Origin of the sequence: Bathymodiolus heckerae thiotrophic gill symbiont (assembly GCF_900180345.1) — a bacterium.
In the GTDB taxonomy this organism is placed as follows: Bacteria; Pseudomonadota; Gammaproteobacteria; order PS1; family Pseudothioglobaceae; genus Thiodubiliella.
This window is the reverse complement of record NZ_FXLV01000008.1, coordinates 1-26,121: the sequence shown is the minus strand read 5'-3', so window position 1 is coordinate 26,121 and position 26,121 is coordinate 1. Positions and strand designations below refer to the sequence as shown.

General features: G+C 40.0%; 29 protein-coding genes and 1 tRNA gene. 18 read left to right on the top strand and 12 right to left on the bottom strand.

What is annotated here, in order from left to right:
* Positions 1 to 12: 12 nt before the first annotated feature.
* From CRYPD_RS01940 to CRYPD_RS01925, 4 genes are all read right to left on the bottom strand, one after another.
* The gene (locus tag CRYPD_RS01940; protein ID WP_138145893.1) at positions 13 to 222 is read right to left on the bottom strand and encodes a type II toxin-antitoxin system HicA family toxin; all 210 of its coding nucleotides are present in this window, start codon (positions 220 to 222) and stop codon (positions 13 to 15) included.
* Positions 206 to 424 (bottom strand): hypothetical protein, encoded by a 219-nt coding sequence (locus CRYPD_RS01935; RefSeq protein ID WP_138145892.1) that lies wholly within the window; start codon positions 422 to 424, stop codon positions 206 to 208. The genes CRYPD_RS01940 and CRYPD_RS01935 overlap by 17 nt, the downstream gene beginning before the upstream one ends.
* A 374-nt stretch (positions 425 to 798) precedes the next feature.
* Positions 799 to 1,353, bottom strand: a complete 555-nt coding sequence (locus CRYPD_RS01930) for a sterol desaturase family protein (RefSeq protein ID WP_244610234.1) — start codon at positions 1,351 to 1,353, stop codon at positions 799 to 801.
* Between the two features lie 375 nt (positions 1,354 to 1,728).
* The gene (locus CRYPD_RS01925) at positions 1,729 to 2,604 is read right to left on the bottom strand and encodes a phosphoribosylaminoimidazolesuccinocarboxamide synthase (protein WP_138145890.1); all 876 of its coding nucleotides are present in this window, start codon (positions 2,602 to 2,604) and stop codon (positions 1,729 to 1,731) included.
* A 51-nt stretch (positions 2,605 to 2,655) separates the two neighbouring features.
* Between CRYPD_RS01925 and CRYPD_RS01920 the strand changes: the two genes are divergently transcribed.
* Positions 2,656 to 3,309: a hypothetical protein gene (locus CRYPD_RS01920; protein WP_138145889.1), complete on the top strand. Its 654-nt coding sequence runs from the start codon at positions 2,656 to 2,658 to the stop codon at positions 3,307 to 3,309.
* A gap of 38 nt (positions 3,310 to 3,347) precedes the next feature.
* On the opposite strand, the gene CRYPD_RS01915 is transcribed toward CRYPD_RS01920, so the two are convergent.
* From CRYPD_RS01915 to uppS, 4 genes are read right to left on the bottom strand one after another with little or no spacing between them, the layout of a single operon-like run.
* Positions 3,348 to 4,151, bottom strand: coding sequence for a peptidoglycan DD-metalloendopeptidase family protein (locus CRYPD_RS01915; RefSeq protein ID WP_138145888.1), 804 nt, complete (start codon positions 4,149 to 4,151; stop codon positions 3,348 to 3,350).
* A complete protein-coding gene (gene dxr, locus CRYPD_RS01910) occupies positions 4,144 to 5,289 on the bottom strand; it encodes a 1-deoxy-D-xylulose-5-phosphate reductoisomerase (protein ID WP_138145887.1) in 1,146 nt (381 codons plus the stop codon). The genes CRYPD_RS01915 and dxr overlap by 8 nt, the downstream gene beginning before the upstream one ends.
* Complete coding sequence (locus tag CRYPD_RS01905) at positions 5,286 to 6,083, bottom strand: phosphatidate cytidylyltransferase (protein WP_138145886.1); 798 nt, start codon at positions 6,081 to 6,083, stop codon at positions 5,286 to 5,288. The genes dxr and CRYPD_RS01905 overlap by 4 nt, the downstream gene beginning before the upstream one ends.
* Positions 6,080 to 6,766, bottom strand: coding sequence for a polyprenyl diphosphate synthase (gene uppS / locus CRYPD_RS01900; protein WP_138145885.1), 687 nt, complete (start codon positions 6,764 to 6,766; stop codon positions 6,080 to 6,082). The genes CRYPD_RS01905 and uppS overlap by 4 nt, the downstream gene beginning before the upstream one ends.
* A 38-nt stretch (positions 6,767 to 6,804) precedes the next feature.
* Here uppS and hisF point away from each other — a divergent pair, with 38 nt between their 5' ends.
* The 4 genes from hisF to CRYPD_RS01880 all read left to right on the top strand — a co-directional run bounded on the left by hisF (position 6,805) and on the right by CRYPD_RS01880 (position 9,250).
* Positions 6,805 to 7,572, top strand: a complete 768-nt coding sequence (gene hisF / locus CRYPD_RS01895; RefSeq protein ID WP_138145884.1) for an imidazole glycerol phosphate synthase subunit HisF — start codon at positions 6,805 to 6,807, stop codon at positions 7,570 to 7,572.
* 64 nt (positions 7,573 to 7,636) lie between these two features.
* Positions 7,637 to 8,170 (top strand): hypothetical protein, encoded by a 534-nt coding sequence (locus tag CRYPD_RS01890; protein ID WP_138145883.1) that lies wholly within the window; start codon positions 7,637 to 7,639, stop codon positions 8,168 to 8,170.
* A complete protein-coding gene (gene cyoE, locus CRYPD_RS01885; protein WP_138145882.1) occupies positions 8,170 to 9,054 on the top strand; it encodes a heme o synthase in 885 nt (294 codons plus the stop codon). The genes CRYPD_RS01890 and cyoE overlap by 1 nt, the downstream gene beginning before the upstream one ends.
* A gap of 4 nt (positions 9,055 to 9,058) precedes the next feature.
* The gene (locus CRYPD_RS01880) at positions 9,059 to 9,250 is read left to right on the top strand and encodes a DUF2970 domain-containing protein (protein ID WP_138145881.1); all 192 of its coding nucleotides are present in this window, start codon (positions 9,059 to 9,061) and stop codon (positions 9,248 to 9,250) included.
* On the opposite strand, the gene CRYPD_RS01875 is transcribed toward CRYPD_RS01880, so the two are convergent.
* A complete protein-coding gene (locus CRYPD_RS01875) occupies positions 9,236 to 10,216 on the bottom strand; it encodes a COX15/CtaA family protein (protein ID WP_138145880.1) in 981 nt (326 codons plus the stop codon). The two genes, CRYPD_RS01880 and CRYPD_RS01875, sit on opposite strands and share 15 nt — an antisense overlap.
* Positions 10,198 to 10,395: a hypothetical protein gene (locus CRYPD_RS01870; RefSeq protein ID WP_138145879.1), complete on the bottom strand. Its 198-nt coding sequence runs from the start codon at positions 10,393 to 10,395 to the stop codon at positions 10,198 to 10,200. The genes CRYPD_RS01875 and CRYPD_RS01870 overlap by 19 nt, the downstream gene beginning before the upstream one ends.
* Before the next feature lie 152 nt (positions 10,396 to 10,547).
* Here CRYPD_RS01870 and coxB point away from each other — a divergent pair, with 152 nt between their 5' ends.
* The 11 genes from coxB to CRYPD_RS01815 all read left to right on the top strand — a co-directional run bounded on the left by coxB (position 10,548) and on the right by CRYPD_RS01815 (position 21,912).
* Positions 10,548 to 11,648, top strand: coding sequence for a cytochrome c oxidase subunit II (gene coxB, locus CRYPD_RS01865; RefSeq protein WP_138145878.1), 1,101 nt, complete (start codon positions 10,548 to 10,550; stop codon positions 11,646 to 11,648).
* Positions 11,649 to 11,671: 23 nt separating this feature from the next.
* Positions 11,672 to 13,288: a cytochrome c oxidase subunit I gene (gene ctaD, locus CRYPD_RS01860; RefSeq protein ID WP_138145877.1), complete on the top strand. Its 1,617-nt coding sequence runs from the start codon at positions 11,672 to 11,674 to the stop codon at positions 13,286 to 13,288.
* 105 nt (positions 13,289 to 13,393) lie between these two features.
* Positions 13,394 to 13,915, top strand: a complete 522-nt coding sequence (locus CRYPD_RS01855) for a cytochrome c oxidase assembly protein (protein ID WP_138145876.1) — start codon at positions 13,394 to 13,396, stop codon at positions 13,913 to 13,915.
* Between the two features lie 12 nt (positions 13,916 to 13,927).
* Positions 13,928 to 14,815: a cytochrome c oxidase subunit 3 gene (locus tag CRYPD_RS01850; RefSeq protein ID WP_138145875.1), complete on the top strand. Its 888-nt coding sequence runs from the start codon at positions 13,928 to 13,930 to the stop codon at positions 14,813 to 14,815.
* Positions 14,816 to 14,889: 74 nt separating this feature from the next.
* Positions 14,890 to 15,120 (top strand): twin transmembrane helix small protein, encoded by a 231-nt coding sequence (locus CRYPD_RS01845; RefSeq protein ID WP_138145874.1) that lies wholly within the window; start codon positions 14,890 to 14,892, stop codon positions 15,118 to 15,120.
* Complete coding sequence (locus CRYPD_RS01840; protein ID WP_171004278.1) at positions 15,117 to 15,815, top strand: SURF1 family protein; 699 nt, start codon at positions 15,117 to 15,119, stop codon at positions 15,813 to 15,815. Before CRYPD_RS01845 ends, CRYPD_RS01840 begins: the two co-directional genes overlap by 4 nt.
* Positions 15,816 to 15,899: 84 nt before the next feature.
* Positions 15,900 to 16,709, top strand: a complete 810-nt coding sequence (locus CRYPD_RS01835) for a hypothetical protein (protein WP_138145873.1) — start codon at positions 15,900 to 15,902, stop codon at positions 16,707 to 16,709.
* A 25-nt stretch (positions 16,710 to 16,734) separates the two neighbouring features.
* On the top strand, positions 16,735 to 17,703 hold the full coding sequence (locus CRYPD_RS01830; protein ID WP_138145872.1) for an SCO family protein: 969 nt from the start codon (positions 16,735 to 16,737) through the stop codon (positions 17,701 to 17,703).
* Positions 17,704 to 17,720: 17 nt separating this feature from the next.
* Complete coding sequence (locus CRYPD_RS01825) at positions 17,721 to 18,395, top strand: Crp/Fnr family transcriptional regulator (protein ID WP_138145871.1); 675 nt, start codon at positions 17,721 to 17,723, stop codon at positions 18,393 to 18,395.
* A gap of 151 nt (positions 18,396 to 18,546) precedes the next feature.
* Positions 18,547 to 19,602: a copper-containing nitrite reductase gene (gene nirK, locus CRYPD_RS01820; protein ID WP_138145906.1), complete on the top strand. Its 1,056-nt coding sequence runs from the start codon at positions 18,547 to 18,549 to the stop codon at positions 19,600 to 19,602.
* Positions 19,603 to 19,650: 48 nt separating this feature from the next.
* Positions 19,651 to 21,912, top strand: coding sequence for a nitric-oxide reductase large subunit (locus CRYPD_RS01815; protein ID WP_138145870.1), 2,262 nt, complete (start codon positions 19,651 to 19,653; stop codon positions 21,910 to 21,912).
* Between the two features lie 2 nt (positions 21,913 to 21,914).
* On the opposite strand, the gene lolA is transcribed toward CRYPD_RS01815, so the two are convergent.
* Both lolA and CRYPD_RS01805 read right to left on the bottom strand, forming a co-directional pair.
* On the bottom strand, positions 21,915 to 22,499 hold the full coding sequence (gene lolA / locus CRYPD_RS01810; protein WP_138145869.1) for an outer membrane lipoprotein periplasmic chaperone LolA: 585 nt from the start codon (positions 22,497 to 22,499) through the stop codon (positions 21,915 to 21,917).
* A gap of 3 nt (positions 22,500 to 22,502) precedes the next feature.
* The gene (locus CRYPD_RS01805; RefSeq protein WP_138145868.1) at positions 22,503 to 24,791 is read right to left on the bottom strand and encodes a DNA translocase FtsK; all 2,289 of its coding nucleotides are present in this window, start codon (positions 24,789 to 24,791) and stop codon (positions 22,503 to 22,505) included.
* 62 nt (positions 24,792 to 24,853) lie between these two features.
* Here CRYPD_RS01805 and trxB point away from each other — a divergent pair, with 62 nt between their 5' ends.
* Both trxB and CRYPD_RS01795 read left to right on the top strand, forming a co-directional pair.
* On the top strand, positions 24,854 to 25,798 hold the full coding sequence (trxB, locus tag CRYPD_RS01800; RefSeq protein ID WP_138145867.1) for a thioredoxin-disulfide reductase: 945 nt from the start codon (positions 24,854 to 24,856) through the stop codon (positions 25,796 to 25,798).
* Between the two features lie 49 nt (positions 25,799 to 25,847).
* Positions 25,848 to 25,923: transfer RNA gene (locus CRYPD_RS01795), tRNA-Phe, on the top strand.
* Positions 25,924 to 26,121 lie beyond the last annotated feature (198 nt).

The window sequence follows — 26,121 nt, the reverse complement described above, 5'->3', positions numbered from 1 at the left end:
TTGTCAGGTGTTCTACTTGATTTTTCTAAATTCATTGATTGTTAAGTTTAGTATTTTTAATAACTGCCTTTCAACACCAGGAGAAATATCTTTTGAGCCGTGATTTGGCACTGGAAAAGTATTTTTCCCATCTGAAAATATAACATGTGAGCCCTTTTGACGCACAATTTTATAACCAAGTTTTGTTAATTTCCTTTCAAATGCCCTATACTTGAACGGCATACTTTTCTACTGCATGAGTTAATTCATTTCTGATAATTCTTTCATCGTTTACTTGTTCAAGGTGATAATCCATCATCATCTCAACAACATTTTTTAATTCTATGACTGCCTCTTTTTCAGAATAGGCAAATGCAAATAAATTCTGATGCCCCTCTATTTTGGCCAAATAACCATCACCATCTTTTTCAATAATTGTTTTCATAATTTATTCCTCATTCCATATTTTAGTATACATCAGCGCTAATAGCAGGGGTAATAAAAATAAAGCTGGCGCAAAAATAAGAATAAGTATTATTCCAATTACTGACCCAAAAATAAATCCAAACTAGAGCACAAAGCCAGTGATAATTAAACCAGTAACAATAATATTCCACAACAGTCTAAAATGAGATAAGCATATATTTTCAACCAATTTATGCAAAGGGCTCACCTAACTATTTATTAATGCCATAATTATACACATGTGGTAGATTGCATTGCCCTCTTCAAGCGCGGTATGCATTTTTTGTATATTGCCTGTTTTTTTGCATTTTTATTTTTTTTGAGTAAAGAAATATTTATTTATAACACTTGAATTCAGCTGATGTGTTTACCCAAAGGGCGTGCCGAGCGGTCGGTTGGAGTGATTTGTTGTGCGTTTTCTGGCTCATATACATCCTTGAACATTAACATCTCAGGCACTCTTTGTTCCGCACCATCTGGAAATCCGCATCTATCACTGAACTCCGTGGCATCGTTGTAAGTGCCAAAGAGCCTGTCCCATAGTGGTAAATCACTATAATTAAAATTATGCACGCCATATTGATGATGAATAGAGTGAAGCTCAGGCGTTTGAATAAAGTAGCGTAGCCACTTTGGCGTTTTAATATTAGCATGATAAAAATACTCGCCTGTTGCTGCAAAGAAGTTATACCAAAAGCTAGCAAGCAAAGACACGCCTAATATTGGAAACAAAACTAAAGCAGTTATAAATGTATTAACAAAAATCTCTATAGGGTGTTTGTAAAAAGAAGTTAATATTTCAATACGGGATGCAGAGTGATGCATTTGGTGAAATATTTGCCAAAAACCATTTTTATGCCGAAGTCTATGCCACCAATAAAAAACAAATGTCCCTACAAACCAACCCATGAAGCCTTCAAGAATGGGCATGTTTAAACTTGCTAAATTAATAAGTGATTTATCTGCAAACCATGTTATCCATAGTTTTCCAGTAAGTAAAGTGATGCCTAACTGAATAAAATTTATAGATAGTGACCTTACATACCATCCTTTTGAACTTGGTAATGAGCGCCCTGGTTTTGCTCTTTCCCATATTAGAAAAAGTGCAGTAGTGACTATTACTAGTAATGTAGGTATTGTTAATGTCATGATTTTTTACACATAACTGTTTATTAGTGCCATAATTATACACATGTAGTGTTTATTATATTTTGAGTGCAAAATAAAAGGCAATAAAAGTGGGTGATATTCTGATGTTTTAATAAAAAACAGTGCGTAGCTTGTTTATTTACACAAAATTTGTTGAATTTGATGATATTGGTCGGCAGTTTTTTGTGCAATGCTATTTGGCAGGCTTGGGGCTGGCGGGGTTTTGTTCCAGTCTAGGGCTTCTAAATAATCACGCACGATTTGTTTGTCAAAACTCTTCGGGCTGGTGCCGATTTGGTAGGTGTCTTTTGACCAAAATCGGGAGCTGTCAGGGGTGAGCACTTCGTCCATTAATGTTAGTTTCCCTGCTTTGTCTAAGCCAAATTCAAACTTGGTGTCGGCGATGATAATGCCACGCGCTAGTGCATAATTTGCTGCAAACTGATAAAGTGCCACACTGGTATTTTTGATTTGTTGTGCCAAATCTTTGCCCACAAGTTGCGCTGTTTGCTCGAGGCTAATGTTTTCATCATGTTTGCCAACGGCCGCTTTGCTGGAAGGCGTGTAAAGTGTTTCGGGTAACTTTTCTGCTAATTGCAAGCCTGCTGGCAAGGTAATGCCGCAAATTGAGCCAGTTTTCTGGTAGTCTTTCCAGCCAGAGCCAATGAGATAGCCACGCACAATTGCCTCAATAGGGAGTGGTTTGAGTTTTTTGACGATGATTGCTCGCCCCTTTACTTGTTTGACCTCTGCTGGCGGTAAAACGCTGTCAAGTGGTTCGTGTGTTAAATGATTAGGGGCAATATGCTGGGTTTTTTTAAACCAAAAATTTGCCACTTTAGTAAGCACCCGACCCTTGCCAGCAATAGGCTCTGGGAATACCACATCAAACGCGCTTAGGCGATCAGTGGTAACAATCAGCATACGCTCGCTATCAATATCATAGATGTCCCTAACTTTGCCTTTTTGGATAAGTGGCAGGCTGAGTGAGGTTTCAAAAAGTGTTTGCACAATTGTATTAAATAGTGGTTTAGGCGCTATTTTAACTTGTTAAAAATGTCAATGCGGGTGATTTGGGCAGTCTGTGGTAAAATCCAGTGTAGTATTATGATAAAAAAACGCCTAATTACCGCCCTATTTATTATTCAGCCTGTGTTAGCCTCGCCGTTGAGTGAGGGTGCGCTCAGGCTAATTAAAATTGGCAATGAAATTGGCTCGCCTGCTGTGGTAACGAACGGGCAGTCGTTGTTGTTAAAAGGTATGTTTAAATTTAACGACCTTGATTCGGCCTATGAAGCCTCTAAGCAGGCGCGTTTAGGCAGTGCTTTGATGGGTCATCCTCCGCAAATCGCTATTGCTAATAAAATATTGAGTAAATTACTTAAGCAAGGTTATGACCCAGCAATTTATGACAGTGCCTTATATTTGCTTGATGGGGGCGGTGGCTTTGCCAAAAACGAATTAATGGCACTGAAGTTATTAGAAGAATCTGTCGAAGTACATGCCAACGCACAATCTGCTTTTATCGCTGCAGTGATTAGAAACGAGTCTTTAGTACCGGGTACTAAAGATATGCGGCGTATTGACGAGCTGATTACTTATGCAGTTTTAAATAAGGTTAAAGGTGCGACCAAATATCAAGCGCAACATATAGACAGCGGTCGTTGGCGTAGTTTGAAAGTAAAAAACTGGCGTAAGTGGATTGCCAGTCAGTAATGCAATAGGTTTAACCTCTTACACTTTTACAGGCAAATTTATAAACTGCGTAAAATGGCTTTGGCTCTTTTTTGAAAGCGTTTTAAATCATATTTTGCTACCCGTTTTTGTCTAGGTAGCTGCCATGTGAGTGGATTTCTACGAATGCCTTTATAGCGTAGTTCGTAGTGTAGGTGTGGACCTGTGGAGCGGCCTGTTGAACCTACGAAACCAATGATTTGACCTTTTTTAACCTTGGACGAAGGTCTAAGCCCACGGGCAAATTTAGACAAATGTGCGTAAACTGTGGTGTAGTTGCTGCCGTGTTTGATGTAGACCACATTGCCTAAAGCGCCCATGTATTTGTTGTGTTTAATAATGCCGTTAGCCACAGCACGGACTACTGTGCCTTGTTTTGCGGCGTAATCTACAGCTCTATGTGGTCGCCAAGTTTTTAGGATTGGGTGTAGGCGTTTTTTTTGAAATTTGGAACTGATACGGCTGTATTTTAAGGGTGATTTTGCAAAAGAAGGATACAGTGTTTTACCGCTACTGTCGTAGTAGCCAATACGCCCTCGCTTGTCAGTGTAGGCAAAAACAGCAATTCGTTTTTTAGCACCAATATAGATAATTGCACTTGGCGAAGCCCCTTTATTGCCTACAACAATAAACCTATCGCCTTTCTTTAAATCTTTGTTAAAGTCAATTTTCCATGAGAAAATACGCACAATGTTATGCACAGTTTTTTGGCTAATGTTGGCCTTTCTTGCGTCGTAATTCAGCGACTGCGTAATATGGATTGTGCGTTCAAGTGCATGGGCATTGCCGATAAATAATAAGATAATAAATAAAAATTTATGCATTGATAATCCTCTGAGCAGTTTTGCGTGCAGTTTTGTCGTTGGCAATAATGGCTTCTAGTGAAGCGGCACTTGTGTTCTGAACGGTGTCTAGAGTGCGCTCAACAATATTTGCAATCTCTAAAAATCCAATTTTATGGTTTAAGAAATGCTCAACGGCAACCTCGTTAGCGGCATTCAGCGTTCCCATGGCGTTGCCACCTTGTTTGAGCGCATCAAACGCCAGCCTTAAGCAAACAAATTTATTCAAATCAGGCGCATAGAATTCCAGTGGCGAGTTGCCTGCCAAGTCCAACGGCGCAACGCCAGAAGCCATTCTACTGGGATAACTCAGCGCATAGGCAATTACCGTGCGCATATCAGGGTTGCCGAGTTGCGACAAGGTAGAGCCGTCTTCATAATAAGTCGAAGAGTGGATAATGGACTGCGGGTGTATTACTACGCTGATTTTTTCGGCAGGTAAATTAAACAAATAATGTGCCTCAATTACTTCTAAGCCTTTGTTCATCATCGTAGCAGAATCTACTGATATTTTTCGTCCCATTGACCAGTTTGGATGGGCGCACGCCTCGTCGGGAGTAATGGTTTTTAATTGCTCAATCGGCGTGTGTAAAAACGGCCCGCCACTGGCAGTGAGCTGGATTTTGCTTAATCCTGACTTGCCACTTTGCAGGCATTGGAAAATTGCTGAATGTTCAGAATCCACTGGGATAAGCTCTGCGTTATTATCATGCACTGCCTGCATAAACAAATTCCCCGCTAGTACTAAGGATTCTTTGTTGGCAAGCATAATGCGTTTGCCCGCTTTGGCAGCCGCTAGGCTTGATGACATCCCTGCACTGCCAACAATCGCTGCCATGACAAAATCTACTTCATTGTGGGATGCAATTGTGTCTAATGCTTCTGCACCATGTAAAATTTCTATGTTGTTACTCGTCACTTTTGAGAGTTCTTCAATAGCGGATTCATCCATCATCACAACAAACTTAGGCTGAAATTTTTCACATAGTATTTGCATTTTTTGCCAGTTGGTATTGGCACTGAGTGCAAAAACATTAAATTTGTCAGGATGTAGTGCTATTACCGACAGTGCGCTATCGCCAATCGAGCCTGTCGCCCCTAGAATTGTGATATTTTTCATAGTAGAAGTATAATACCAGTAACAAAAACCGGTGTGGCGGCGAGTAGTCCATCAATACGGTCTAACACACCGCCATGTCCCGGCAAAAGATTGCCACTGTCTTTGACACCCGCCTCGCGTTTGTAAACGCTCTCATACAAATCGCCCACCACAGAAAAGATGCCAGTAACCAATGCCAGCAGCAAGAACTTCCAATTTGTTTCGTGGTAGTAAACCATCCATGTGCCAGTAATCAAAAGCACGCCTATTAAGCCGCCAACCACGCCTTCAATGGTTTTTCCGCCACTGAGATTAGGCGCAAGTTTGTGTCTGCCAAACGCCTTGCCTGCAAAATACGCAAAACTGTCCGCACCCCAAACAATTAAGAGCAATAACAATATTAAGTAAGGTTCAAAAATAAATAAAAAAAACAAAGGAGTAAATAAAAGCACGGCTTTAATAGGCGTAAAAACATTTAGAGGTTTTAACTTTGGATAATTTGCAACCATCCGAAAGTTATTAGCCCACCAAAGCAGTACGACCACTAGGACATAAACATATGCCATTTTTGTAAGGGCAAGATAATAAAAAATTGTTGGTGAAATTAGTGCAATATAACTACTGAGTGTTAGCGTAATGATGCTAATAATTTTATTTGTGGTTGAGACTTGGGTAAGTTTAAGAAATTCATACATACTTATTACAACCGTTATAATTATGAGCAGTACAAAGCCAATTGGTAATTCAAATAACAAGAATAACATTAGTGGTATTAACACCAAAGCGGTTAGTATTCTTTGGGTCAGGTTGTTCATTTTATTCCTCCGTAACGCCTGTCTCGTTGGTTGAAGCTCTCAATGGCTTTGTCCAATTCCTCTGCATCAAAATCAGGCCACAGCGTATCGGTAAAATGCAACTCGCTATAGGCAATATCCCATAGTAAAAAATTACTAATACGCTGTTCGCCACTGCTACGAATGAGTAAATCCACTGTGTTATTTTGTAGTGATAAATATTGAGAAAACTTTTCCTCATTTAATTCAGTGGCAGATACTCCATCGGTAATTGCTTGCTTACAAGCATTTATAATGTCCCATTGTCCGCCATAATTAGCTGCAATCACTAAAGTCAACCCAGTATTGTTGGCTAATAATGTCTGCGCCTCGGTGGCAGTTTTTTGCACATCAATAGGGAATAAGGACAGCTCGCCAATAATTTTTAGTTGAACATTGTATTTATTAAGTTTTTCGACTTCTTGTTTTAACACACTTAAAAACAACTTAAAAAGTAAGGTAACTTCTTCGTTAGAGCGGTTTTTGTTTTCACTACTAAAGGCAAACAAGGTAAGTGTTTCCACGCCAATTATGCCACAGTGCTTAACGATTTCTCGCACCACATCCACGCCTTTTTTATGTCCTACAATGCGTGGCAATTTGCGTTTTTTTGCCCAACGACCGTTGCCGTCCATAATAATTGCGATGTGTTTTGGAATATTCATAAGTGAGAATTATACCGACTACGGTAAAATCTGCGTTTATGAGTTTAGCAAAAAGAATTATTCCTTGTCTTGATGTGCGTGATGGTCGCGTGGTCAAAGGTGTGCAGTTTGTCAATATTAAAGATGCAGGCGACCCTGTTGAAGTGGCAAAACGCTATGACGACGAGGGGGCTGATGAGATTACTTTCTTAGATATCACCGCCTCGCACGAGGGTAGAGATACTTTGATACATATGGTTGAGGCGATTGCAGATCAGGTGTTTATTCCACTTACTGTTGGTGGTGGCATTCGTAAATCAGAGGATGTGCGCACGATGTTAAATGCAGGGGCAGACAAGGTTGCGGTGAATTCTGCGGCGATTTTTAATCCCAATTTAATCAATCAACTGAGTGAAGAGTTTGGCTCACAGTGTATTGTGATTGCCATTGATGCAAAAAAAGTGGCTGATAATAAATGGGAGATTTTTACTCACGGTGGGCGTAAATCTACAGGCATTGATGCTGTTGAGTGGGCACTGAAAATGACCAAGGGTGACCATGGTGCTGGCGAGGTATTGCTAACTTCAATGGATTGTGATGGGGTAAAAACTGGCTTTGATTTGGCGCTCACCAAAGCAGTAACAGGCGCAGTGAGCGTGCCTGTGATTGCCTCTGGCGGTGTGGGTAATTTGGCGCATTTATCTGAAGGCATATTGCAAGGCGGTGCGGATGCAGTATTGGCAGCCAGTATTTTTCATTTTGGCGAATATACGGTGCAACAAGCCAAGCAAGCCATGCAAGAAAACGGCATAGAAGTTAGGTTGTAATCCGCAATATTGATTTTTTAATGACTTAAGCGTATTATTCTGTGTTTTGAAAACAAGGTTTTTTATGAACTCTAAAAAAGAATTGTGGGTGTTATTGGCTTCGTTTGTGCTACCGATTGCCCTGGGAACGGCGTTTTTTTATTGGAACCCGACAGTTTTTACAGGCAATACTGTTAATTATGGCGAGTTTGTTAATCCTATTATTGCCACACAAAAGCAAGATATGGTGTTTTCCAAAAACAGTCAAGGCGATCTGCAAGGATTGTGGACTTTGACTTATGCAACCAATGTGTGTGATAATGCTTGCGAAAAAACCCTAGAAGATATGAAAACTATTCGTACCCTAATGAATGACAATATGCGCCGTGTGCAGAGACTGCTGTTGATTAATGGTTCAAGTAATTTGCAGAAAAAAGGTCTATTGATTGCCAAACCCAGTAGAGCGTTGCAGCAAAAATTAAGAAAATTTCCAAACAACAGTCTATTTTTGATTGACCCACTAGGCAATGTGATGTTGCGCTATAACCCACAATCTTTAGATATTAGGCGGGTGATTAAGGATTTACAGCGTTTGTTTAAGTATTCAAGGGTTGGATAATGCCCTCATTAGCGGATTTATTAGGGCTTTGTAAGCTTAAAGTGGTTTTACTTATTTTACTGACGGCGGTGGTTGGTATGTTTTTGTCGGTGCCTGCGCCGTATTTTCCTGATCCCGTGTTGGTGGTGCTTGCCTCGATTGGCATTGGTATGGTATCAGCATCAGCAGCAGTATTTAATCATATTGTTGACGAGCAAATTGATAAACAAATGTCACGAACCAATAAACGCCCTTTGCCACAAGGCAAGGTGAGCCGCAATCAGGCATTGGTGTGGGGCGTATTTTTAGGTGTTGTTGGCTTGGGTGTTTTGCAGTTTTTTGTTAATACTCTTACCATGGTGCTGACTTTTGTTTCTTTGATTGGCTATGCGGTGATTTACACCATGTATCTTAAGCGGGCAACGCCACAAAATATTGTGATTGGTGGTGCAGCAGGCGCAGCGCCGCCAATATTAGGCTGGACTTCAATCGCAGGTACGCAGAATATTGAGTATGCCTTATTGTTGTTTTTAATTGTATTTGTTTGGACGCCACCGCATTTCTGGGCGTTGGCTATTTTTCGGGTCGAAGAGTATAAAAAAGTCGATGTGCCGATGTTGCCAGTAACCCACGGATTGGCTTATACCAGAACGCAGATTTTGCTTTATACAATATTGTTGACATTGGTTACCTTGTTGCCTTATTTATCAGGTATGTCGGGCTTGATTTATCTCACTTCGGCTTTAATTTTGGGGGTTGTATTTTTGGCATATTCGATTAGAATTTACAAAAATCCAGATGACAATAGAATTGCTTGGCGCACATTTATGTTTTCGGTTAATTATTTAATGCTGCTGTTTGTGGCGTTACTTATTGACCATTATTGGTTAATTACACTAGGATAGAACAATGAAAGGATTAGGGCAAGTATTTAAAGCGGTAACCTCGGCTATGATTGGTGTGGGTAAAAAAGAAGATCTTATTAAGGACTTTGAGCGCACAGAAAAACAAGGCCCATGGGCTTATATTATTGTTGGGCTGATAATGACAGTTGGCTTTATTATGGCAGTGATTGCTGTTGTTGGGCTAGTGTTGCCTTAGCGGCATTTTAAACACCTTGTGTATTAGCGCAATAACGCTGAGTAGCAACAACAGTGCCATTGCGTTGTGCAAAGTGGCAATTGCCATTGGTATTGACAACACTACATTTAAAATTCCCAAGGTTATTTGTACCACCAATAAGCCGCCAATCAGTGTTAGACATTCCCTCAGGTGAAGGTAAGTTTTAAATGAATAAATCAATGTAATGATGAAGAATGTGGTGATTAATGCACCAATGCGATGCATCATTTGTATGCCAGCACGCGCTGGATTTTCTAATACGCCATATTCGTAATCAACGCCGATTGGCCCCCAATACAGTGCTTTAATAAAATCCATCTCTGGCCACCAAGCCCCTAAACAAGTTGGAAACTCTTCGCCACAAGACAAGGCGGCATAGTTGGTAGAAGTCCAGCCACCCAAAATAATTTGCACACTTAAAATAAATAAAACGGCTATTAACAACAGTTTGTGTCTTTTCAAAATATGTCTATAAGTAATGGGCGGGTAGCCTTGGTTAAGTAACAACCAAGCTAACAAAGCAGTGGTAACAAAGCCACCAACAAGGTGCGTGGTAACAATACCAGGATGAACCAGTAGCGTAACTGTCCACATGCCAAAAGCACCTTGAAGTATAACAAAAAAAGCGGTAAATGCTGGTAATACAGATGACTGAGGGCGTTTTGTTTTGCCTTTGATTGCTAAGAAGAATAACGCAAAAATAACCAGCCCCAGCAAGGAGGCGGCGTAACGATGCGCCATTTCCTTCCAGCCTTTAGCGGACTCAAGTGGGCGTTCATAGCCCTCAAGTTTAGTGCCATCTGCTACATCTGGTACTGTTAGCTGACCGTAGCAAGTTGGCCAATCAGGACAACCTAACCCTGCATCGCCGAGCCGAGTATAAGCACCTAAAACAACAACAATAAGTGCAAGGATAATTGATATTTTTAGTAGTTTTGTAAACATTTAAATATGAGGTAATTGAAAGTGAGTATCAATATGAGACCTTTGCATAAATAGGGATGATTAGCAAAATTCAATTTTTGCCAGATTGGTGATTTTATTAAACCTTGTCCTAGCAGGGCTAAGGCTGGGTTTAAAAAATCGCCAAGCGGGTGAAAAGTGGATTTTTGATGATTATTCATATTTATGCAAAGGTCTCAATATACTTATTTTTTACTGTTGTAGAGATGTATTGGTTTATAGTAATATTATTATAAGCCAATAGACTTGCAAAGTATGTTTTTCTGTGAATAATATGAAATCTATTTATTACAAGAAGTTTGCAGGAGGGGTGATGAAAAAGTTAGTAATAGCATTTGGATTATTGTTCAGTTTTAATGTGTTTGCTGAGTACGGGCTAAATATGACCGAAGGCGTAACATCGCTTAGCCGTGATATTTATGGTTTGCATATGATGGTTTTTTGGGTTTCAGTCGTTATTGCAATCGTGGTATTTGGCGCCATGTTATATTCGTTATATATGCACAGACAATCAAAAGGTGCAGTTGCGGCTAACTTTCACGAAAGCACGAAGGCAGAGCTTATTTGGACAATTGTGCCCATGATTATTCTGGTGGGAATGGCAGTCCCTGCTTCCAAGGTATTAATTGACTTAGAAGATACTTCTAAAGCACAGATGACGGTTAAGATTACCGGTCATCAATGGAAATGGCAGTATGATTATCCTGAAGAAGGCATTAGTTTTATTTCAAATTTATCACAAGACTCTAAAGATGCGGTTAATGGCACAGATGCAGACCGTGAAAATGCCAACCACTATTTATTAGATGTGGATAACCGTTTGGTTTTGCCAGTTGATACTTCAGTTCGTTTTTTGATTACCTCTAACGATGTTATTCATAACTGGTGGGTGCCTGATTTTGGGGTAAAGCAAGATGCTAACCCAGGCTTTATTAATGATGCGTGGGCTGAAATTGAAGAAATCGGCACTTATCGTGGGCAATGTGCTGAATTGTGCGGTAAAGACCATGGCTTTATGCCAATCGTTGTTGATGTGGTTTCTAAAGAGGATTATAAAAAATGGGTAGCCAAGAAGCAATCAGAAGCAGCCGCAGCCGCAGTAAGTGCCACCAAAACATGGGGTAAAAACGAATTAATGACAAAAGGCAAAGGCGTGTATAACACCAACTGTGCTGCTTGTCATAAGGCAGATGGTTCAGGTATGCCACCAGTATTCCCAGCCATAAAGGGCTCCGTGATTGCAAATGGTTCGGCAGCAGCACATTTAAGCATTGTTTTAAATGGCAAGGGCGCTATGCCACAATTTAAAATGTTGGGTGACAGTGACCTTGCAGCAGTAATTACTTATGAAAGAAATGCCTTTGGTAACACAGGCAGTGTTGTTCAACCATCAGATATTAAATCTGCACGATAACCAAAGCATTAAAGGAGAATATTATGACAACAGCAACAACAATAGAGGCTACACACGACGACCATCATCACGGACCTGAAAAAGGTTTGATGAGATGGGTTAAGACAACAAACCACAAAGACATTGGTTCGCTTTATATGTGGTTTGCCTTTACTATGTTATTAGTAGGCGGTGCATTTGCAATGGGCATTCGTGCTGAATTATTGCAGCCGGGACTACAACTAATGGAACCACAGTTCTTTAATCAATTAACGACCATGCATGGTTTGATTATGGTTTTTGGTGCGATTATGCCTGCCTTTGTTGGCTTGGGTAACTGGCTGATTCCAATGATGGTGGGTGCGCCTGATATGGCACTACCACGAATGAATAACTGGTCATTTTGGATTCTGCCATTTGCTGGCGGTATTCTTTTAAGCACTTTCTTTATGGAAGGTGGTGCGCCGGCATTTGGTTGGACCTTCTATGCGCCATTATCAACCACCTTTGCACCAGACAGCACGGACTTCTTTATTTTTGCAGTTCATTTATTAGGTTTTTCGTCAATTATGGGTGCGATTAACATTATTGCAACCGTGCTTAATATGCGTGCCCCTGAGATGAAACTAATGGATATGCCGTTATTTGTATGGACTTGGTTGATTACTTCATTCTTGCTAATCGGTGCGATGCCAGTATTAGCAGGTGCGGTAACTATGATGCTGACCGACCGTAACTTTGGCACTGCGTTCTTTGATGCCACAGGCGGTGGCGACCCAGTGTTATTTCAGCATATTTTTTGGTTCTTTGGTCATCCTGAGGTTTATATTATGATTTTGCCAGCGTTTGGTGTGGTTTCTCATATTATTCCAACCTTTGCACGCAAGCCATTATTCGGCTACTCGTCCATGGTATATGCAACAGCATCAATTGCATTTTTGTCCTACATTGTATGGGCGCACCATATGTTCTTAACGGGTATGCCAGTTGCAGGTGAATTATACTTTATGTATGCCACTATGTTAATTGCAGTGCCTACAGGTGTTAAAGTATTTAACTGGATATCAACAATGTGGCGGGGGTCAATGACTTTTGAAGCACCGATGTTGTGGGCAGTTTCATTTGTATTCTTGTTTACGATTGGTGGCTTCTCTGGCTTAATGTTAGGTATTGCACCGGCAGACATTCAGTATCACGATACTTATTTTGTGGTTGCACATTTCCATTATGTGTTAGTCACAGGTGCATTGTGGTCAATTATTGCGGCAACCTTCTATTGGTTGCCTAAGTGGACAGGCAAGATGTATAACGAAAAATTGGCAAAAATACACTTTTGGTGGGCGGTTATTTCAGTTAATGTATTGTTTTTCCCTCAGCATTTCTTAGGTCTTGCGGGTATGCCACGCCGTATTCCTGATTATTCATTACAGTTTGCAGATTTTAACTTTATTTCTTCCATTGGTGGTTTTGCATTTGGCGCATCGTTCATTTTATTGACTTATATTGTGATTGATTGTATTCGCAATGGCAAGCCAGCCAGTTCACGCCCTTGGGAAGGTGCAAAAGGTTTGGAATGGACATTAGAGCCAAAAGCGCAATATCACAGTTTTAATACGCCACCATCAAGAAAGTTGATTAAGGCAGAGTCTCAGCATTCTTAATGGAAGACAAGAGAAAAGGTGCCGTTAGGACTGCGGTCATTGTCGGTGTTGTAGCAATAGGAGTATTTATAGCCACCATCGTGTTGTTTAATCCGACTGGCTAATATGGAACGGAAGAAAATAACGAAAAGGTTCTGGATTAAGTTATTTTCAGCACCGATATTGATGTTTGCTTTTGCTTATGCAATGGTACCCATCTACGATGTTTTTTGTGAGATTACTGGCTTTAACGGTACAACGGGCAGAGTAGATACGGAACAATCCTATGCGGTTGATGAACAGCGTAAGGTTGAGGTCAGTTTTTTTGCGATGACGATGGGTGGTTTTCCAGTGCAATTTGGGCCAAAGGTGCATTCGATGATGGTTGTTCCTGGTAAGTTTTATACCACCAGTTATATTGCTAAGAACAATACAGATGAAACTGTTATTGGTCAAGCAATTCCAAGTGTAGCACCAACGGATGCTGCACTGCATTTTAAGAAATTAGAATGTTTTTGTTTTAATAGGCAGACATTTAAGCCACATGAAGAGGTTGAGATGACGCTTCGTTTTGTGGTTGAACCAGAGTTAGACAAGCGCATCAAAGATATAAGTTTGTCTTACAATTTTTTTAAACTTGATAGTTAGAAGGGGAAAGTTATGAGTAAGGAACAAGCATATTATGTGCCAGATGGCACTTACTGGCCGATTATTGGATCAATCGGTGTAGCGACATTATTTGTAGGTTTTGCCAATCAGATGCACGGTGTAGAATGGGGCGGCTCAGTAATGGCACTTGGTTTTGCGATTACAGTATTTATGATGTTTGGTTGGTTTGGTCAAGTGGTTAGCGAAAGCACAAACGGTATTTACAACAGTCAAGTTGATCGCTCATTTCGCTGGGGCATGAGTTGGTTTATATTCTCTGAAGTGATGTTTTTTGCCGCTTTTTTCGGTGCATTGTTTTATGCAAGGCAACTTTCAGTGCCGTGGCTAGGCGGTGCAGATAATAATATATATACGCCAGAATTGTGGAATGGCTTTAAAGCAGGATGGGACACAGTTGCTTTCACAACACCCGGCACAACTTTGCAGTCAGGTATCGAAATGTCAGTGCCAACACAATTGGTTAATACATGGGGTTTACCAGCACTTAATACATTGTTGTTATTGCTATCAGGGGTAACGCTAACCTTCGCCCACCATGCATTGCGTGCTGGACATCGCAATCAAATCATTGGCTGGTTAGTGGCAACTATTGCCTTAGGTTCAGCTTTCCTAGGTTTTCAAGTTATGGAATACGGACACGCCTATTATGATGGCTTAAAACTCACCTCAGGCATCTACGGCTCAACCTTTTACATGCTAACGGGCTTCCACGGCTTTCATGTAACAGTTGGTGTCATTATGTTGACAGTCATCTTGTATCGCATACAAAAAGGTCATTTCACCGTAGACAATCATTTTGGTTTTGAGGGTGTTGCTTGGTATTGGCACTTTGTGGATGTGGTGTGGTTAGGGCTCTTTATTTTTGTATATTGGCTGTAAATAAATAAGTACATATTTATTGATAAAAAGACCCCTCAACTGGGGTCTTTTTATAAAAAATATCAGGAGTTTTTATGACAGAAGTTTTAATCGTTATTGTTATTATTGCCATATTAACGGCATTAGGCTTTGGGCTTGTTGGCATGATTAAAGGTGGAAAAGCAGGCTCAAACAGGATGTTTAAATCCTTGGTAACCCGTGTTACCTTGTCGGTGGTATTGTTTCTTTTTGTGATGTTTGCTGGTTATATGGGGTGGATTGAGCCAAATAATGTCATGGTGGATGCACCAGTAGTACAGAAATGATTAAGCGCATATTCGTCCTACCCACTATATTAATCACGCTCACTTTATGGGGGTTATTGTCCTTAGGGTTTTGGCAACTTGAGCGTGCAGACGAAAAGCGGGCGATAGAGGCTGAGATTATTGCCGCACAATCAGACTCTGCTGAGTTCGTGCAAGTGAGCGAACTTACTGATAAAGAGTATTATCAGGTGATTCTTAAGGGTCATTATGATAATAACAAACAATTTATTTATGACAATCAAATTGTTAATAGCAATGCTGGATATTTTGTTTTAACTCCTTTTGTGCTTGAGAATAAAACTGCCATTTTGGTTAATCGTGGCTTCGTACCATGGCGAGGCAATCGTGAAAAATTGGTCGATACTAATATTGGCGAAAGCAAAACTATCATTCAAGTTGGGCTTATTAAGCCCAAAGAGCGTATTAAGTTTGAACAACAAGACATTGGTGTAACATTTCCAATGCTTATTCAGTCTCTAAATATGGAACGACTTTCACAATTGTCAAATTATCAACTCGTGCCAATGTTGGCACAATTAGAGGCAAAAGAAAGCAACGGCTTTTATCGCAAATGGCAACCGTTTTATGGCAGTGTTGATAAGCATCTGGGCTATGCTTTGCAATGGTTTTTGATGGCACTGGTGTTAGGCGGCATTACCATCTCTTTGTATCGAAAAAATACCAAGAAGTCTTAACTAAAAACGAAGGCTTGACTTGTGTCAAGGATATTTCTAATTATAGTTTGGATAATATTTACAAACAACCATAGGTCAAGATAAATGCATACTATTCTAAAAGCATCCTTTTTGATATTTTTATATTTCCCAAATACAGTCCTAGCAAATTATGCGGTCACTGAAAAATCGTATGCTAAAAATCTAAATACAATTGTTGCTTCGGTTATGGGTTGGTACGATAAATTAATGAACAACAAGCATACAAATAATTATCCAGATAATATTCAAAGTATACAAATTATTGACACCCAGTTGAACAAAAACAAGGAACACTTTATATTGGTAACTCAAGTGCATTTTAATTATTTACACAATCAGCAAATAAAAACCAAGCAAATCAATGAGAATTTTGTTTTTGATTTGAATAAAAATAACAATTTTATTAAAATTGACAGATTAGAAAGCAAAGAAATTGATACAATAAGTACACCAAGCACATTTGATAAAGACCATTATCAGTATCGAAATTTTGCTTATAAGTGGCTAGCATACTTAAATGGTAATACAGCGTTGTTTGAAAATAAGATTAATAATGCCAAGCATCAGTTACAAATAGGGGCAAAGCAGTATCAAGGCACATTATCAGCCGCCCTATCAAAGCATAAGGAATGGATGGGTGTTGGGCAGTATTTACTACGCAGCATTGAAGTAATAAAAAACACCAAAGACAGTTTACGGATAGTGCTTATTATCCGTTGGAATGGCATTACCAATAAGGGCAAGCTAGGGATTGCCAAGATTGAACAGACAGTTGATATGAAGAAAGAAATGGGTGGAAATTACCAACTACTTAACATCAAAGAACGACTGCTTCTACCTGATATGGGGGCTTGGGATAAACTAACCTGCTAAAGTGTTAAAAAACTCAGCATAATTTATGAAAATAATAATATTACTATTAATTTTTATTGCACTAAATACAAATGCTGGGATAAATTTACCTGTTTTAAGCGGTATCGGCGGTAATTTTAGTGCGATTGACAGTAACAATAAAGAAATACAATTCAATGACTACAAAGGAAATGTTGTAGTGATGGGTTATGGCTACACTAACTGCCCTGATATTTGTCCTTTTACTTTGGGTTATTTAAAAAAAGTATATGAAGGATTGCCTGCGTATGCACAAAAAAAGACCAAAATTTTATTTGTCTCTATTGATCCAGAATACGATACACCACAACATTTAAAAGAGTTTATGGCGCATTTTAATAAGGACTTTATAGGTATAACGGGTAGCAGAGAAAATATTGACCAAATTGCCGAGCTATTTCAAATGAAATATACCAAAATTGCCGAAGACATTCCAGTTGAGTTTGTCGATTATCGCAGTGTGGTCAAAAAAAGTAATGCCCGAAATGCGACTACCAATGTTTATAATCACGGCATCGTTTTATACTTGATTGATACTGAGGGCGATGTACGAAGCCTTGGCTATACGGGCACTACTGAAAAAGAATTTATTGCCAATATACGCTCATTGTTACCAAAACCCATCAAGATTGAGGATTTTTATATGAATCAAGGCGCAAAAAATGCCAGATCAGCTGCCGCTTATGGCAAGATAACCAATATTTCTAATGCAGAAGATGTGCTTATCAGCGTCTCAAGCCCAATAGCAAAACGGGTAGAATTACATCAAACCAAAGTTGTGGATAATTTTGTAAAAATGATGCATACACCAAACAAGGTGTTTAAAGCTGGAGAGACGCTTATGCTAAAGCCGATGTCTTATCATATTATGTTTATGGGCTTAAAAAAGCCTTTAAGTGAGGTCAAGGTTGTAGATATTAGTTTAAAATTTAAGAACGCAGGCAATATTCCAATTCGAATAAAACTTGATCATTGATAACAAGGGAGCGAACTATGCTAAGTGCTGAGCATCAAAAAATTCTACAGGCGAATGCTTTATTTTCTGGCTTTACTGAGGATGAATTAGCACAAATCAGCAGATTCTCTGCCTTTGTTGAGGTAGAAAACCAGCAGCGTCTTTTTGAACAGGGGCAAATAGCAAAAGATTTTTTCTTGTTAGTCAGTGGCAAGATAAAGTTGGCATTTTTGTCTGCAGAGGGGCTTGAAAAGGTGGTTGATGTCATCCAACCAGGGCATAGTTTTGCTGAGGCAGTAATGTTTTTTAGGCAGAGAAAATATCCCTTAAACGCAAGCGCATTAGGACACAGTGGGGTGTTGCGTGTTAATACTGGATGTTATTTAAAAATACTGGAATCCTCGACCAAGTCTTGTTTTAAGATTATGGGTAAACTATCACAACGGTTGCATTGGGCGACGAGCGAGATCAATCATTTGGTTTTGCATGATGGTAAGTATCGGTTAATTAAGTTTTTGCTTGCCAATGCAAAAAAATCAAACAATGTGGATTTATCTATTGCCAAAAATATCTTAGCATCACAACTCTCAATTAAGCCAGAAACGCTTTCACGCACACTCAATGAGCTTTCCAAACAAGGTTTGATAGCAGTTGACAGCAGTCATATTGTGTTGCTTAAACCATCTGAGTTAGAAGATATTATAATTTCTTGAACACTTGACTTATATCAATGAGTACCAATAATTGATATAGTATGATTTGACTTGGTTGAATTAAATAAGGGGAAAAGAAGTGAAACAACTATTTAAAAAATTAAGTTTAAGCATAGCTTTATCAGTGTCAGTGTCATTATCAAATATTGCCATGGCAGAGGCGGGAGCAGAATCTTATATTGCCAGTGTTGGTGTTGAGTCCAACTTAAGAGGTCTGGAGCGTGTGAGGCAAATATTGGTTGCGCCCCCTTTCTTGCCAAAACACGAACAGCGCTATTCAGGCAAGCCTAGAATTATTGAAATGGAAATGGTCATCGAGGAAAAAGAAATTGAAGTCGAGCCAGGGGTTTTTGTGCAGGCAATGACTTTTGCTGGTACTAATCCAGGTCCATTGATAGTAGTGCATGAGGGGGATTATGTAGAATTAACACTCAAAAATCCGAAAACCAACTTTTTAGTACATAATATTGATTTTCACGCCTCAACAGGTGCACTAGGTGGCGGTGCCTTAACCAAGGTAGCGCCTGGAGAGGAGGTGGTTTTACGCTTTAAAGCAGACAGACCAGGCACTTATGTTTATCATTGTGCCCCAGGCGGTGTTATGATTCCTTACCATGTGGTTTCAGGCATGTATGGTGCTATTATGATTTTGCCAAAAGACGGACTTAAAGACAATAAGGGCAATCTAGTAGTTTATGACCGAGCTTATTATGTGGGCGAGCAGGGCTGGTATGTGCCAAAAGATGCACAAGGCAAGTATAAGCGTTATCCTAATGCGGTTGTTTCTATGAATGATACTTTAAAAGTGATGAAAAATTTAGTACCAACACATATTACTTATAACGGAAAAAAAGGCGCACTAACGGGTAAAAATGCAATGAAAGCCAAAGTGGGTGAAACTGTATTGTTTATCCATTCCCAGGCAAATGAAGATTCACGCATTCACCTAATTGGTGGTCATGGCGACCAAGTGTGGTCAGGTGGCTCGTTTAACAACACACCAACAGTTGATAGAGAAACTTGGAGTGTACTCGGTGGTGAGGCAGTGGCTGCAGTTTATACCTTTAAACAGCCTGGTATTTATGCCTATGTTAATCACAACTTAATTGAAGCGGTTTTGTTAGGTGGTGTGGCACATGTATCTGTTGAAGGCGAGTGGAATAATGACCTAATGAAACAGGTTAAGCCACCAAGTAAAATTAAATAATAAACTAAAAACGACCTCAATAAAGGTCATTTTTTATTAAGGAGTCTCATGAAAAATTATTCAGATTTTTTTACCATTAAAAGATTGTGGATAGCGCTGATTGTTAGTTTGGTTTTGTCTTTTTCTGCCTTGTTATACCTTGGTGGGCAGATTTATCAGAAGGCACCGCCCATACCAAATGCAGTGCAAATTATCAATGGTGATGTTGTTTATAGCAAGCAAGATATTAAAGATGGACAAAATATTTGGCAAACTATAGGTGGTATGCAGCAGGGGTCAATTTGGGGCCATGGTGGTTATTTAGCGCCTGATTGGAGTGCAGATTGGCTACATCGTGAAGCTTTGTCTTTGTTAAGTATTATAAAATCCAATGGCTTTTATTTAAATAATAAACGCCAAACACGAGAAGCGCACAAAATTACTTTACGAGATGAAATGCGAACCAATACCTATAATAATATAACGGGTGTGGTTACTATTAGTCAAGATCGCGCCTCGGCAATTGTCGAAACACAGCGGCATTATATTGATCTATATACCTCAAATAAGCAAAAATACCAACAGCTTCGTGAAGACTATGCTTTTCCAATTAAAATGATTCTTGATGAAGAAAAAGCCAGAAAACTTAGTGCATTCTTTTTTTGGTCAGCATGGGCAGCATCGACTAACCGTCCTGGGGATGATATTACTTATACCAGTAATTGGCCGCATGAGCCATTAATAGGTAACACACCCCCTCCTTCAGTTTTGCTATGGAGTATTATTTCAATCTTTTTATTATTGGCAGGTATTGGCGGTATTGTTTGGTATTACGCCTCTCAATTTGACAAGTGGCGTCAAAATTCAGAACCTGAGCAGGGCATTGCCACGGCTGATTTTATTGAAAACAACAAAGTAACACCCTCAATGAAAGCCACCGCAAAATATTTTTGGGTAGTAACTGCATTGTTTGTATCTCAAGTGTTGCTAGGTATCATTACCGCACATTATGCTGTAGATGGACAGGGTTTGTATGGTATTGATATTGCGAATTATATTCCTTATGTGGTCACCAGAACTTGGCACACACAGTTGGCAGTTTTTTGGATTGCCACTGCTTGGCTGGCAACGGGGCTCTATGTTGCACCATTGATTTCAGGACATGAACCAAGATTTCAACGCTTTGGTGTGAATTTTTTATTTTTTAGTTTGTTACTAATTGTGGTGGGGTCATTTGCAGGACAATGGCTAGCAGTAAATGGTTTTATTGAGGATTTAACCCTAAATTTTTGGTTTGGGCATCAAGGCTATGAATATATTGATTTAGGGCGTTTTTGGCAAATTTATTTATTTATTGGCTTATTGCTGTGGGTTGTTTTATTGTTAAGAGCTTTGATCCCTGCTTTTAAGGATAAAAATTTAAAATCACTCTTATTTGTTGTCGTGCTTGCCACTGTTTCTATCGGCTTATTATATGCTGCTGGGTTTATGTGGGGCAAAAACACTAACTTAAGCATTATAGAATATTGGCGTTGGTGGGTAGTGCATCTTTGGGTTGAAGGTGTGTTTGAGGTGTTTGCCACCGCAATTATTTCAGTTTTGTTTGTGCGTATGGGGCTATTAAGAACTTCGGTTGCAACTACAATGGTAATCTTTACCACGATTATTTTCTTAGGTGGCGGTGTATTGGGCACCTTACACCACCTATATTGGAGTGGAACACCAATCTCAGTTATGGCAGTTGGTGCGAGTTTTTCAGCACTTGAAGTGGTGCCATTAGTGGTAATTGGATTTGAAGCATATAACCATAAAAAATTAGAAAATCAACAAACTTGGCAAGAAAATTACCATTGGCCGTTCATGTTTTTTAGTGCGGTATTGTTTTGGAATTTGGTTGGCGCAGGTTTGTTTGGCTTTTTAATCAATCCGCCAATCGCCCTTTATTATATGCAAGGCTTGAACATTACCGCTAATCACGGACACGCAGCATTATTTGGCGTTTATGGGATGCTTGGTCTTGGTTTGATGTTATATGCCATGCGTGGCTTGACCGACATAAAACAATGGGATACTAAACTCTTGAAAATTACTTTTTGGTCGCTTAATATCGGCTTAGCAATGATGACATTTTTGTCTTTGTTGCCGCAAGGCTTATGGCAAACCTACCAAAGCATTTCACAGAGTTATGTCTCCGCACGCAGTGTCGAGTTTATGCAAAGTGATATTATGCATGCGCTGGTATGGGCTAGAGTGCCGGGCGATACCGTCTTTGCTGTTGGTGTGTTTGCTTTTGCGTGGTTTGTGTTTAAAGCGTTTATTGTAAAAAAATAATATTACTTAATAATATCAAAGTCTTTAGGGACGCTTAATTCAAAGGCTTGTGCTGGAATGTTGGGATTAACACGCAATTGCTTAAACGAAATGGTAACAATTTGTCCAAGCTCGTTTTCTAATGAAATGGCGTGTAATAATCCATCTATAAAGCCAAACTCTATTGGCTGACTGTGCGTATTTACAGCTAAATACCAGTTAATATCGCCTTCTTGGTGGGAGAATTTTGGCGTATTTTTAATTGAATCGGGTTTGTTAATCAGCCAGTAGAGCGGTGTTTTGGAAAAGTCTTTTGTTTGTTGCAAAATAGCCTGTTCAAGCTCGATATCAATTTGCCATAATTCGTCGTTATTTAGCAGTAATATTTGTTCGTTGGGGCTTACAGTATGCCAATGTAATTGTTGCGGGCGTTGAAAGGAAAAATTACCCGTTGTTGCGCTTAGTAAAGTAAGACCTTCATCGTAAATTGTTTGCGAGAAGTTGGCACTAAGCGATTCTATTGAGTTAAAAAATTCAGAAAACTGGTTGCGCTCACTAAACGCTACATTTGCCCATAAGACAGATATTAGGGTTAATATTTTAATCATTACTTAATCCTCATTAATTGGCTCTGGTGCTAGCACTTGGCGATTGCCTGCGCTGTTCATACTGCTGACAACGCCTGTAGTTTCCATGTCTTCAATAATGCGTGCGGCACGATTGTAGCCAATGCGTAGGCAGCGTTGCAGATTTGAAATTGAAGCCTTGCGTGAAGTGGTAACAATCTGTACCGCCTCATCATATAGTGCATCCATCTCACCACCAGCCTCGCCAGTGCCTTCGTGAGAATCGGCAGACTCGCTATGTGCATTTACAACGCTGTTAAGATAATTGGTTTCAGAGTGTTCACGCAAGAAGCCAACCACCCGTGCAATTTCATCATCACCAACAAAAGCACCATGCACACGAATGAGATGTGAGAGGCCTGGTGTCATATAGAGCATATCGCCCATGCCCAATAACTGCTCTGCACCGCCTTGATCAAGAATGGTGCGAGAATCCACTTTTGAAGTAACTTTAAAGGCAACACGGGAAGGAATATTGGATTTAATCAGCCCAGTAATCACATCAACACTAGGGCGTTGGGTGGCAATAATTAAGTGAATGCCTGCTGCGCGCGCTTTTTGCCCAAGTCGGATAATTAGTGCTTCTACGCGTTTGGCTTTAGCACGGTCTTCTTGCGCCAGCGAGCCGAGCATATCAGCGTATTCATCAATCACTAACATAATCAGTGGCAACGATTCTAGCTCTGGTGCGCTTTCCCCTTTTTCAGCGGTGGCTTCGTTAAAAGAGGGGTCAAGTAATGGCTCGCCTTTTTTCTTAGATTTTTGAAGTTTCTCGTTAAACCCTTCAATATTGCGCACCCCAAATTTAGCCAACAATAAGTAACGGCGCTCCATTTCATTTACGCACCACCACAATGCTGCTGCTGCTTGGTTCATATCAGTGATGACAGGCGTTAGCAAATGTGGTGTGTCTGCATAACAAGATAATTCGACGATTTTAGGGTCAATCATAATCATCCGTACTTGCTCTGGTGTGGCTTTATAAAGCACACTTAAAATCATCGCATTCAGTCCAACGGATTTACCCATTCCTGTTGCACCTGCCACCAATAAATGTGGCATTTTTGCCAAATTTGCCACTGTGGGTTGCCCGTTAATGTCTTTGCCAAGTGCTACAGTAAGTACAGAAGATGAGTTGGTGAACACCTCAGAAGATAAAATTTCCTTAAGCCCAATCATTTCTCGTTCAGTGTTTGGAATCTCTAAGCCAATCACCGGTCTGCCTGGAATAACATCAACAATACGCACACTTTCAACCAATAAGGCACGCGCTAAATCCTTGCTTAGGCTCATAATCTGAGACACTTTAACGCCTGGCGCAAGCGATAACTCGAATTGGGTAATGACAGGGCCCGGTGTTACTGTGGTGGTGGTTACATCAAAACCAAAGTCTTTGAGTTTGAGCTCCACTTGACGAGACATATCTTCAAGTTCTTTATCAGAATAGCCTTTGACACTGGCTTTGATTTCATCAAGTAGGGATAAATCAGGCAGCCCGCTTGGGGTTTTGTTATTAAATAAATTAGAATTTAGTGTTGTGGCGTTGGTCTTCTTTGGTGGTTTGTTCTTTTTGGCTAATTTTATTTTATTTAGCACACTGGGTTTTGAGGTTTTGACTCGTTGAGATTTAGCGAGGGCTTTGGCAGCTTTTTTTGCCTCAGATTTGATACGGGATTTGGCACGAGATTGTGCAAATTTAGCGAATAATGCGCCAAATATATCGCCAATAGCGGCAAAGATATTGCCCCATGAGGTGGTGCTAGCAATGCTAAAGCTAATCATTGCAATACTCAGATAAACAATTAATGATGCTGAGCCAAATAGCGAACTAAAGTAAGTGTGTATCATATCGCCAACCCAGCCTCCAGCAGGAACTGAAGTATTCTGTGTTAGTAGCGCTGTGCTTGAGGCAAATAGTATAAAAACAGCAAACAATCGAATGATAACAATCAGACGACTGTTTGGGGTTTTTCCAGTGCTTTTGTGAATTTTGTAGCCCAACCAAATGAGCGAAGTGGGGATTAAGTAAGCACCATAACCTAAAATTGATAAAGAAATATCACTCAGATAAGCGCCAAAAATACCCGCTAAGTTGTTTGTGGTTTCGCTAAGCGCAACGCCAGACCAAGGGTTTTCTGTTGGCGAATAAGTAATCAGCGCGGCCAAGTAGAGCATACTAAAGGCAACGAGTGAAATAAAGAGCACCTCGTTTTTTACACGGGTTCGACGAGGCTGAGTGACGCGATTGGCGTTAGATTTGTTATTTTTTTTCAAGGCGGTTTACGCTTACTTTATAATATCTATATTTTCAGTAATTATAAAGGGTTGGTATATCAATGAGTAAAAATAAACATTGTAAAGTATTAATTGTTGGTTCTGGTCCAGCGGGCTATTCTGCGGCGGTTTATGCGGCGAGAGCAAATCTTAATCCAGTTATTGTCAGCGGTATGGAGCAAGGTGGGCAGTTGATGAGCACCACCGATGTGGACAATTGGCCGGGTGACAACGAAGGTGTGCAAGGTCCTGATTTGATGACGCGTATGCAACAACATGCTGAGCGTTTTGATACTGAAATCATCAACGACAGTATTACTGAGGTTGATTTTTCCGTTAAACCTTTTAAACTCAATGGCACTGATACGGCTTATACCGCTGACGCTGTTATTATTGCCACAGGAGCAAGTGCGCGTTATTTAGGCTTACCCTCAGAAGAGGCTTTTAAAGGCAGAGGCGTGAGTGCTTGTGCAACCTGCGATGGGTTTTTCTATCGCGGACAAAGCGTTGCGGTAATTGGCGGCGGTAATACTGCGGTGGAAGAGGCGTTGTTTTTATCAAATATTGCAGACCATGTAACCATTGTTCATCGTCGGGATAAATTCTCCAGCGAAAAAATTCTATCTGATCAATTGATTGAGAAATCAAAAACAGGCAATATTACCATTGAATACAATTACAATCTTGACGAGGTGTTAGGCGACGACGCTGGCGTAACAGGTTTGCGATTAAAAAATAATGACGGCAGCACCAAAGATATTGAAGTACACGGCGTATTTATTGCCATTGGGCACACACCAAATACAGGTATTTTTGCAGACAGTTTAGAGATGAATCACGGTTATATTCAAGTGCAAAGTGGTACACAGGGCAATGCCACTCAGACCAGTGTTGAGGGTGTATTTGCCGCAGGCGATGTGGCAGACCATATTTATCGTCAAGCCATCACTTCAGCAGGCTCGGGCTGCATGGCGGCATTAGATGCCGAAAGATTTTTAGGCGAGTAGTATTTAACTGCTAGATTGATAATTACAGGTATAATTGCTACTTTTTTAAGGCCACATAGCTCAGTTGGTAGAGCAAGGGACTGAAAATCCCTGTGTCCCTAGTTCAATTCTAGGTGTGGCCACCATATTTTTAAAAGCCTGTGCCTTATGCAGGTTTTTTTTGGATTAAAAATCCCTGTGTCCTATCACCTTGATGTCAATTCTAGGTGTGGCCACCATATTTTTAAAAGCCTGTGCCTTATGCAGGTTTTTTTTGGATTAAAAATCCCTGTGTCCTATCACCTTGATGTCAATTCTAGGTGTGGCCACCATATTTTTAAAAG

Coding starts and splice junctions, on each gene's coding strand:
- CRYPD_RS01940 (WP_138145893.1), bottom strand. CDS start 222: ATGCCGTTCAAGTATAGGGCATTTGAAAGGAAATTAACAAAACTTGGT.
- CRYPD_RS01935 (WP_138145892.1), bottom strand. CDS start 424: ATGAAAACAATTATTGAAAAAGATGGTGATGGTTATTTGGCCAAAATA.
- CRYPD_RS01930 (WP_244610234.1), bottom strand. CDS start 1,353: ATGGGTTGGTTTGTAGGGACATTTGTTTTTTATTGGTGGCATAGACTT.
- CRYPD_RS01920 (WP_138145889.1), top strand. CDS start 2,656: ATGCGGGTGATTTGGGCAGTCTGTGGTAAAATCCAGTGTAGTATTATG.
- CRYPD_RS01915 (WP_138145888.1), bottom strand. CDS start 4,151: ATGCATAAATTTTTATTTATTATCTTATTATTTATCGGCAATGCCCAT.
- dxr (WP_138145887.1), bottom strand. CDS start 5,289: ATGAAAAATATCACAATTCTAGGGGCGACAGGCTCGATTGGCGATAGC.
- CRYPD_RS01905 (WP_138145886.1), bottom strand. CDS start 6,083: ATGAACAACCTGACCCAAAGAATACTAACCGCTTTGGTGTTAATACCA.
- uppS (WP_138145885.1), bottom strand. CDS start 6,766: ATGAATATTCCAAAACACATCGCAATTATTATGGACGGCAACGGTCGT.
- hisF (WP_138145884.1), top strand. CDS start 6,805: ATGAGTTTAGCAAAAAGAATTATTCCTTGTCTTGATGTGCGTGATGGT.
- CRYPD_RS01890 (WP_138145883.1), top strand. CDS start 7,637: ATGAACTCTAAAAAAGAATTGTGGGTGTTATTGGCTTCGTTTGTGCTA.
- cyoE (WP_138145882.1), top strand. CDS start 8,170: ATGCCCTCATTAGCGGATTTATTAGGGCTTTGTAAGCTTAAAGTGGTT.
- CRYPD_RS01880 (WP_138145881.1), top strand. CDS start 9,059: ATGAAAGGATTAGGGCAAGTATTTAAAGCGGTAACCTCGGCTATGATT.
- CRYPD_RS01875 (WP_138145880.1), bottom strand. CDS start 10,216: ATGTTTACAAAACTACTAAAAATATCAATTATCCTTGCACTTATTGTT.
- CRYPD_RS01870 (WP_138145879.1), bottom strand. CDS start 10,395: ATGAATAATCATCAAAAATCCACTTTTCACCCGCTTGGCGATTTTTTA.
- coxB (WP_138145878.1), top strand. CDS start 10,548: ATGAAAAAGTTAGTAATAGCATTTGGATTATTGTTCAGTTTTAATGTG.
- ctaD (WP_138145877.1), top strand. CDS start 11,672: ATGACAACAGCAACAACAATAGAGGCTACACACGACGACCATCATCAC.
- CRYPD_RS01855 (WP_138145876.1), top strand. CDS start 13,394: ATGGAACGGAAGAAAATAACGAAAAGGTTCTGGATTAAGTTATTTTCA.
- CRYPD_RS01850 (WP_138145875.1), top strand. CDS start 13,928: ATGAGTAAGGAACAAGCATATTATGTGCCAGATGGCACTTACTGGCCG.
- CRYPD_RS01845 (WP_138145874.1), top strand. CDS start 14,890: ATGACAGAAGTTTTAATCGTTATTGTTATTATTGCCATATTAACGGCA.
- CRYPD_RS01840 (WP_171004278.1), top strand. CDS start 15,117: ATGATTAAGCGCATATTCGTCCTACCCACTATATTAATCACGCTCACT.
- CRYPD_RS01835 (WP_138145873.1), top strand. CDS start 15,900: ATGCATACTATTCTAAAAGCATCCTTTTTGATATTTTTATATTTCCCA.
- CRYPD_RS01830 (WP_138145872.1), top strand. CDS start 16,735: ATGAAAATAATAATATTACTATTAATTTTTATTGCACTAAATACAAAT.
- CRYPD_RS01825 (WP_138145871.1), top strand. CDS start 17,721: ATGCTAAGTGCTGAGCATCAAAAAATTCTACAGGCGAATGCTTTATTT.
- nirK (WP_138145906.1), top strand. CDS start 18,547: ATGGCAGAGGCGGGAGCAGAATCTTATATTGCCAGTGTTGGTGTTGAG.
- CRYPD_RS01815 (WP_138145870.1), top strand. CDS start 19,651: ATGAAAAATTATTCAGATTTTTTTACCATTAAAAGATTGTGGATAGCG.
- lolA (WP_138145869.1), bottom strand. CDS start 22,499: ATGATTAAAATATTAACCCTAATATCTGTCTTATGGGCAAATGTAGCG.
- trxB (WP_138145867.1), top strand. CDS start 24,854: ATGAGTAAAAATAAACATTGTAAAGTATTAATTGTTGGTTCTGGTCCA.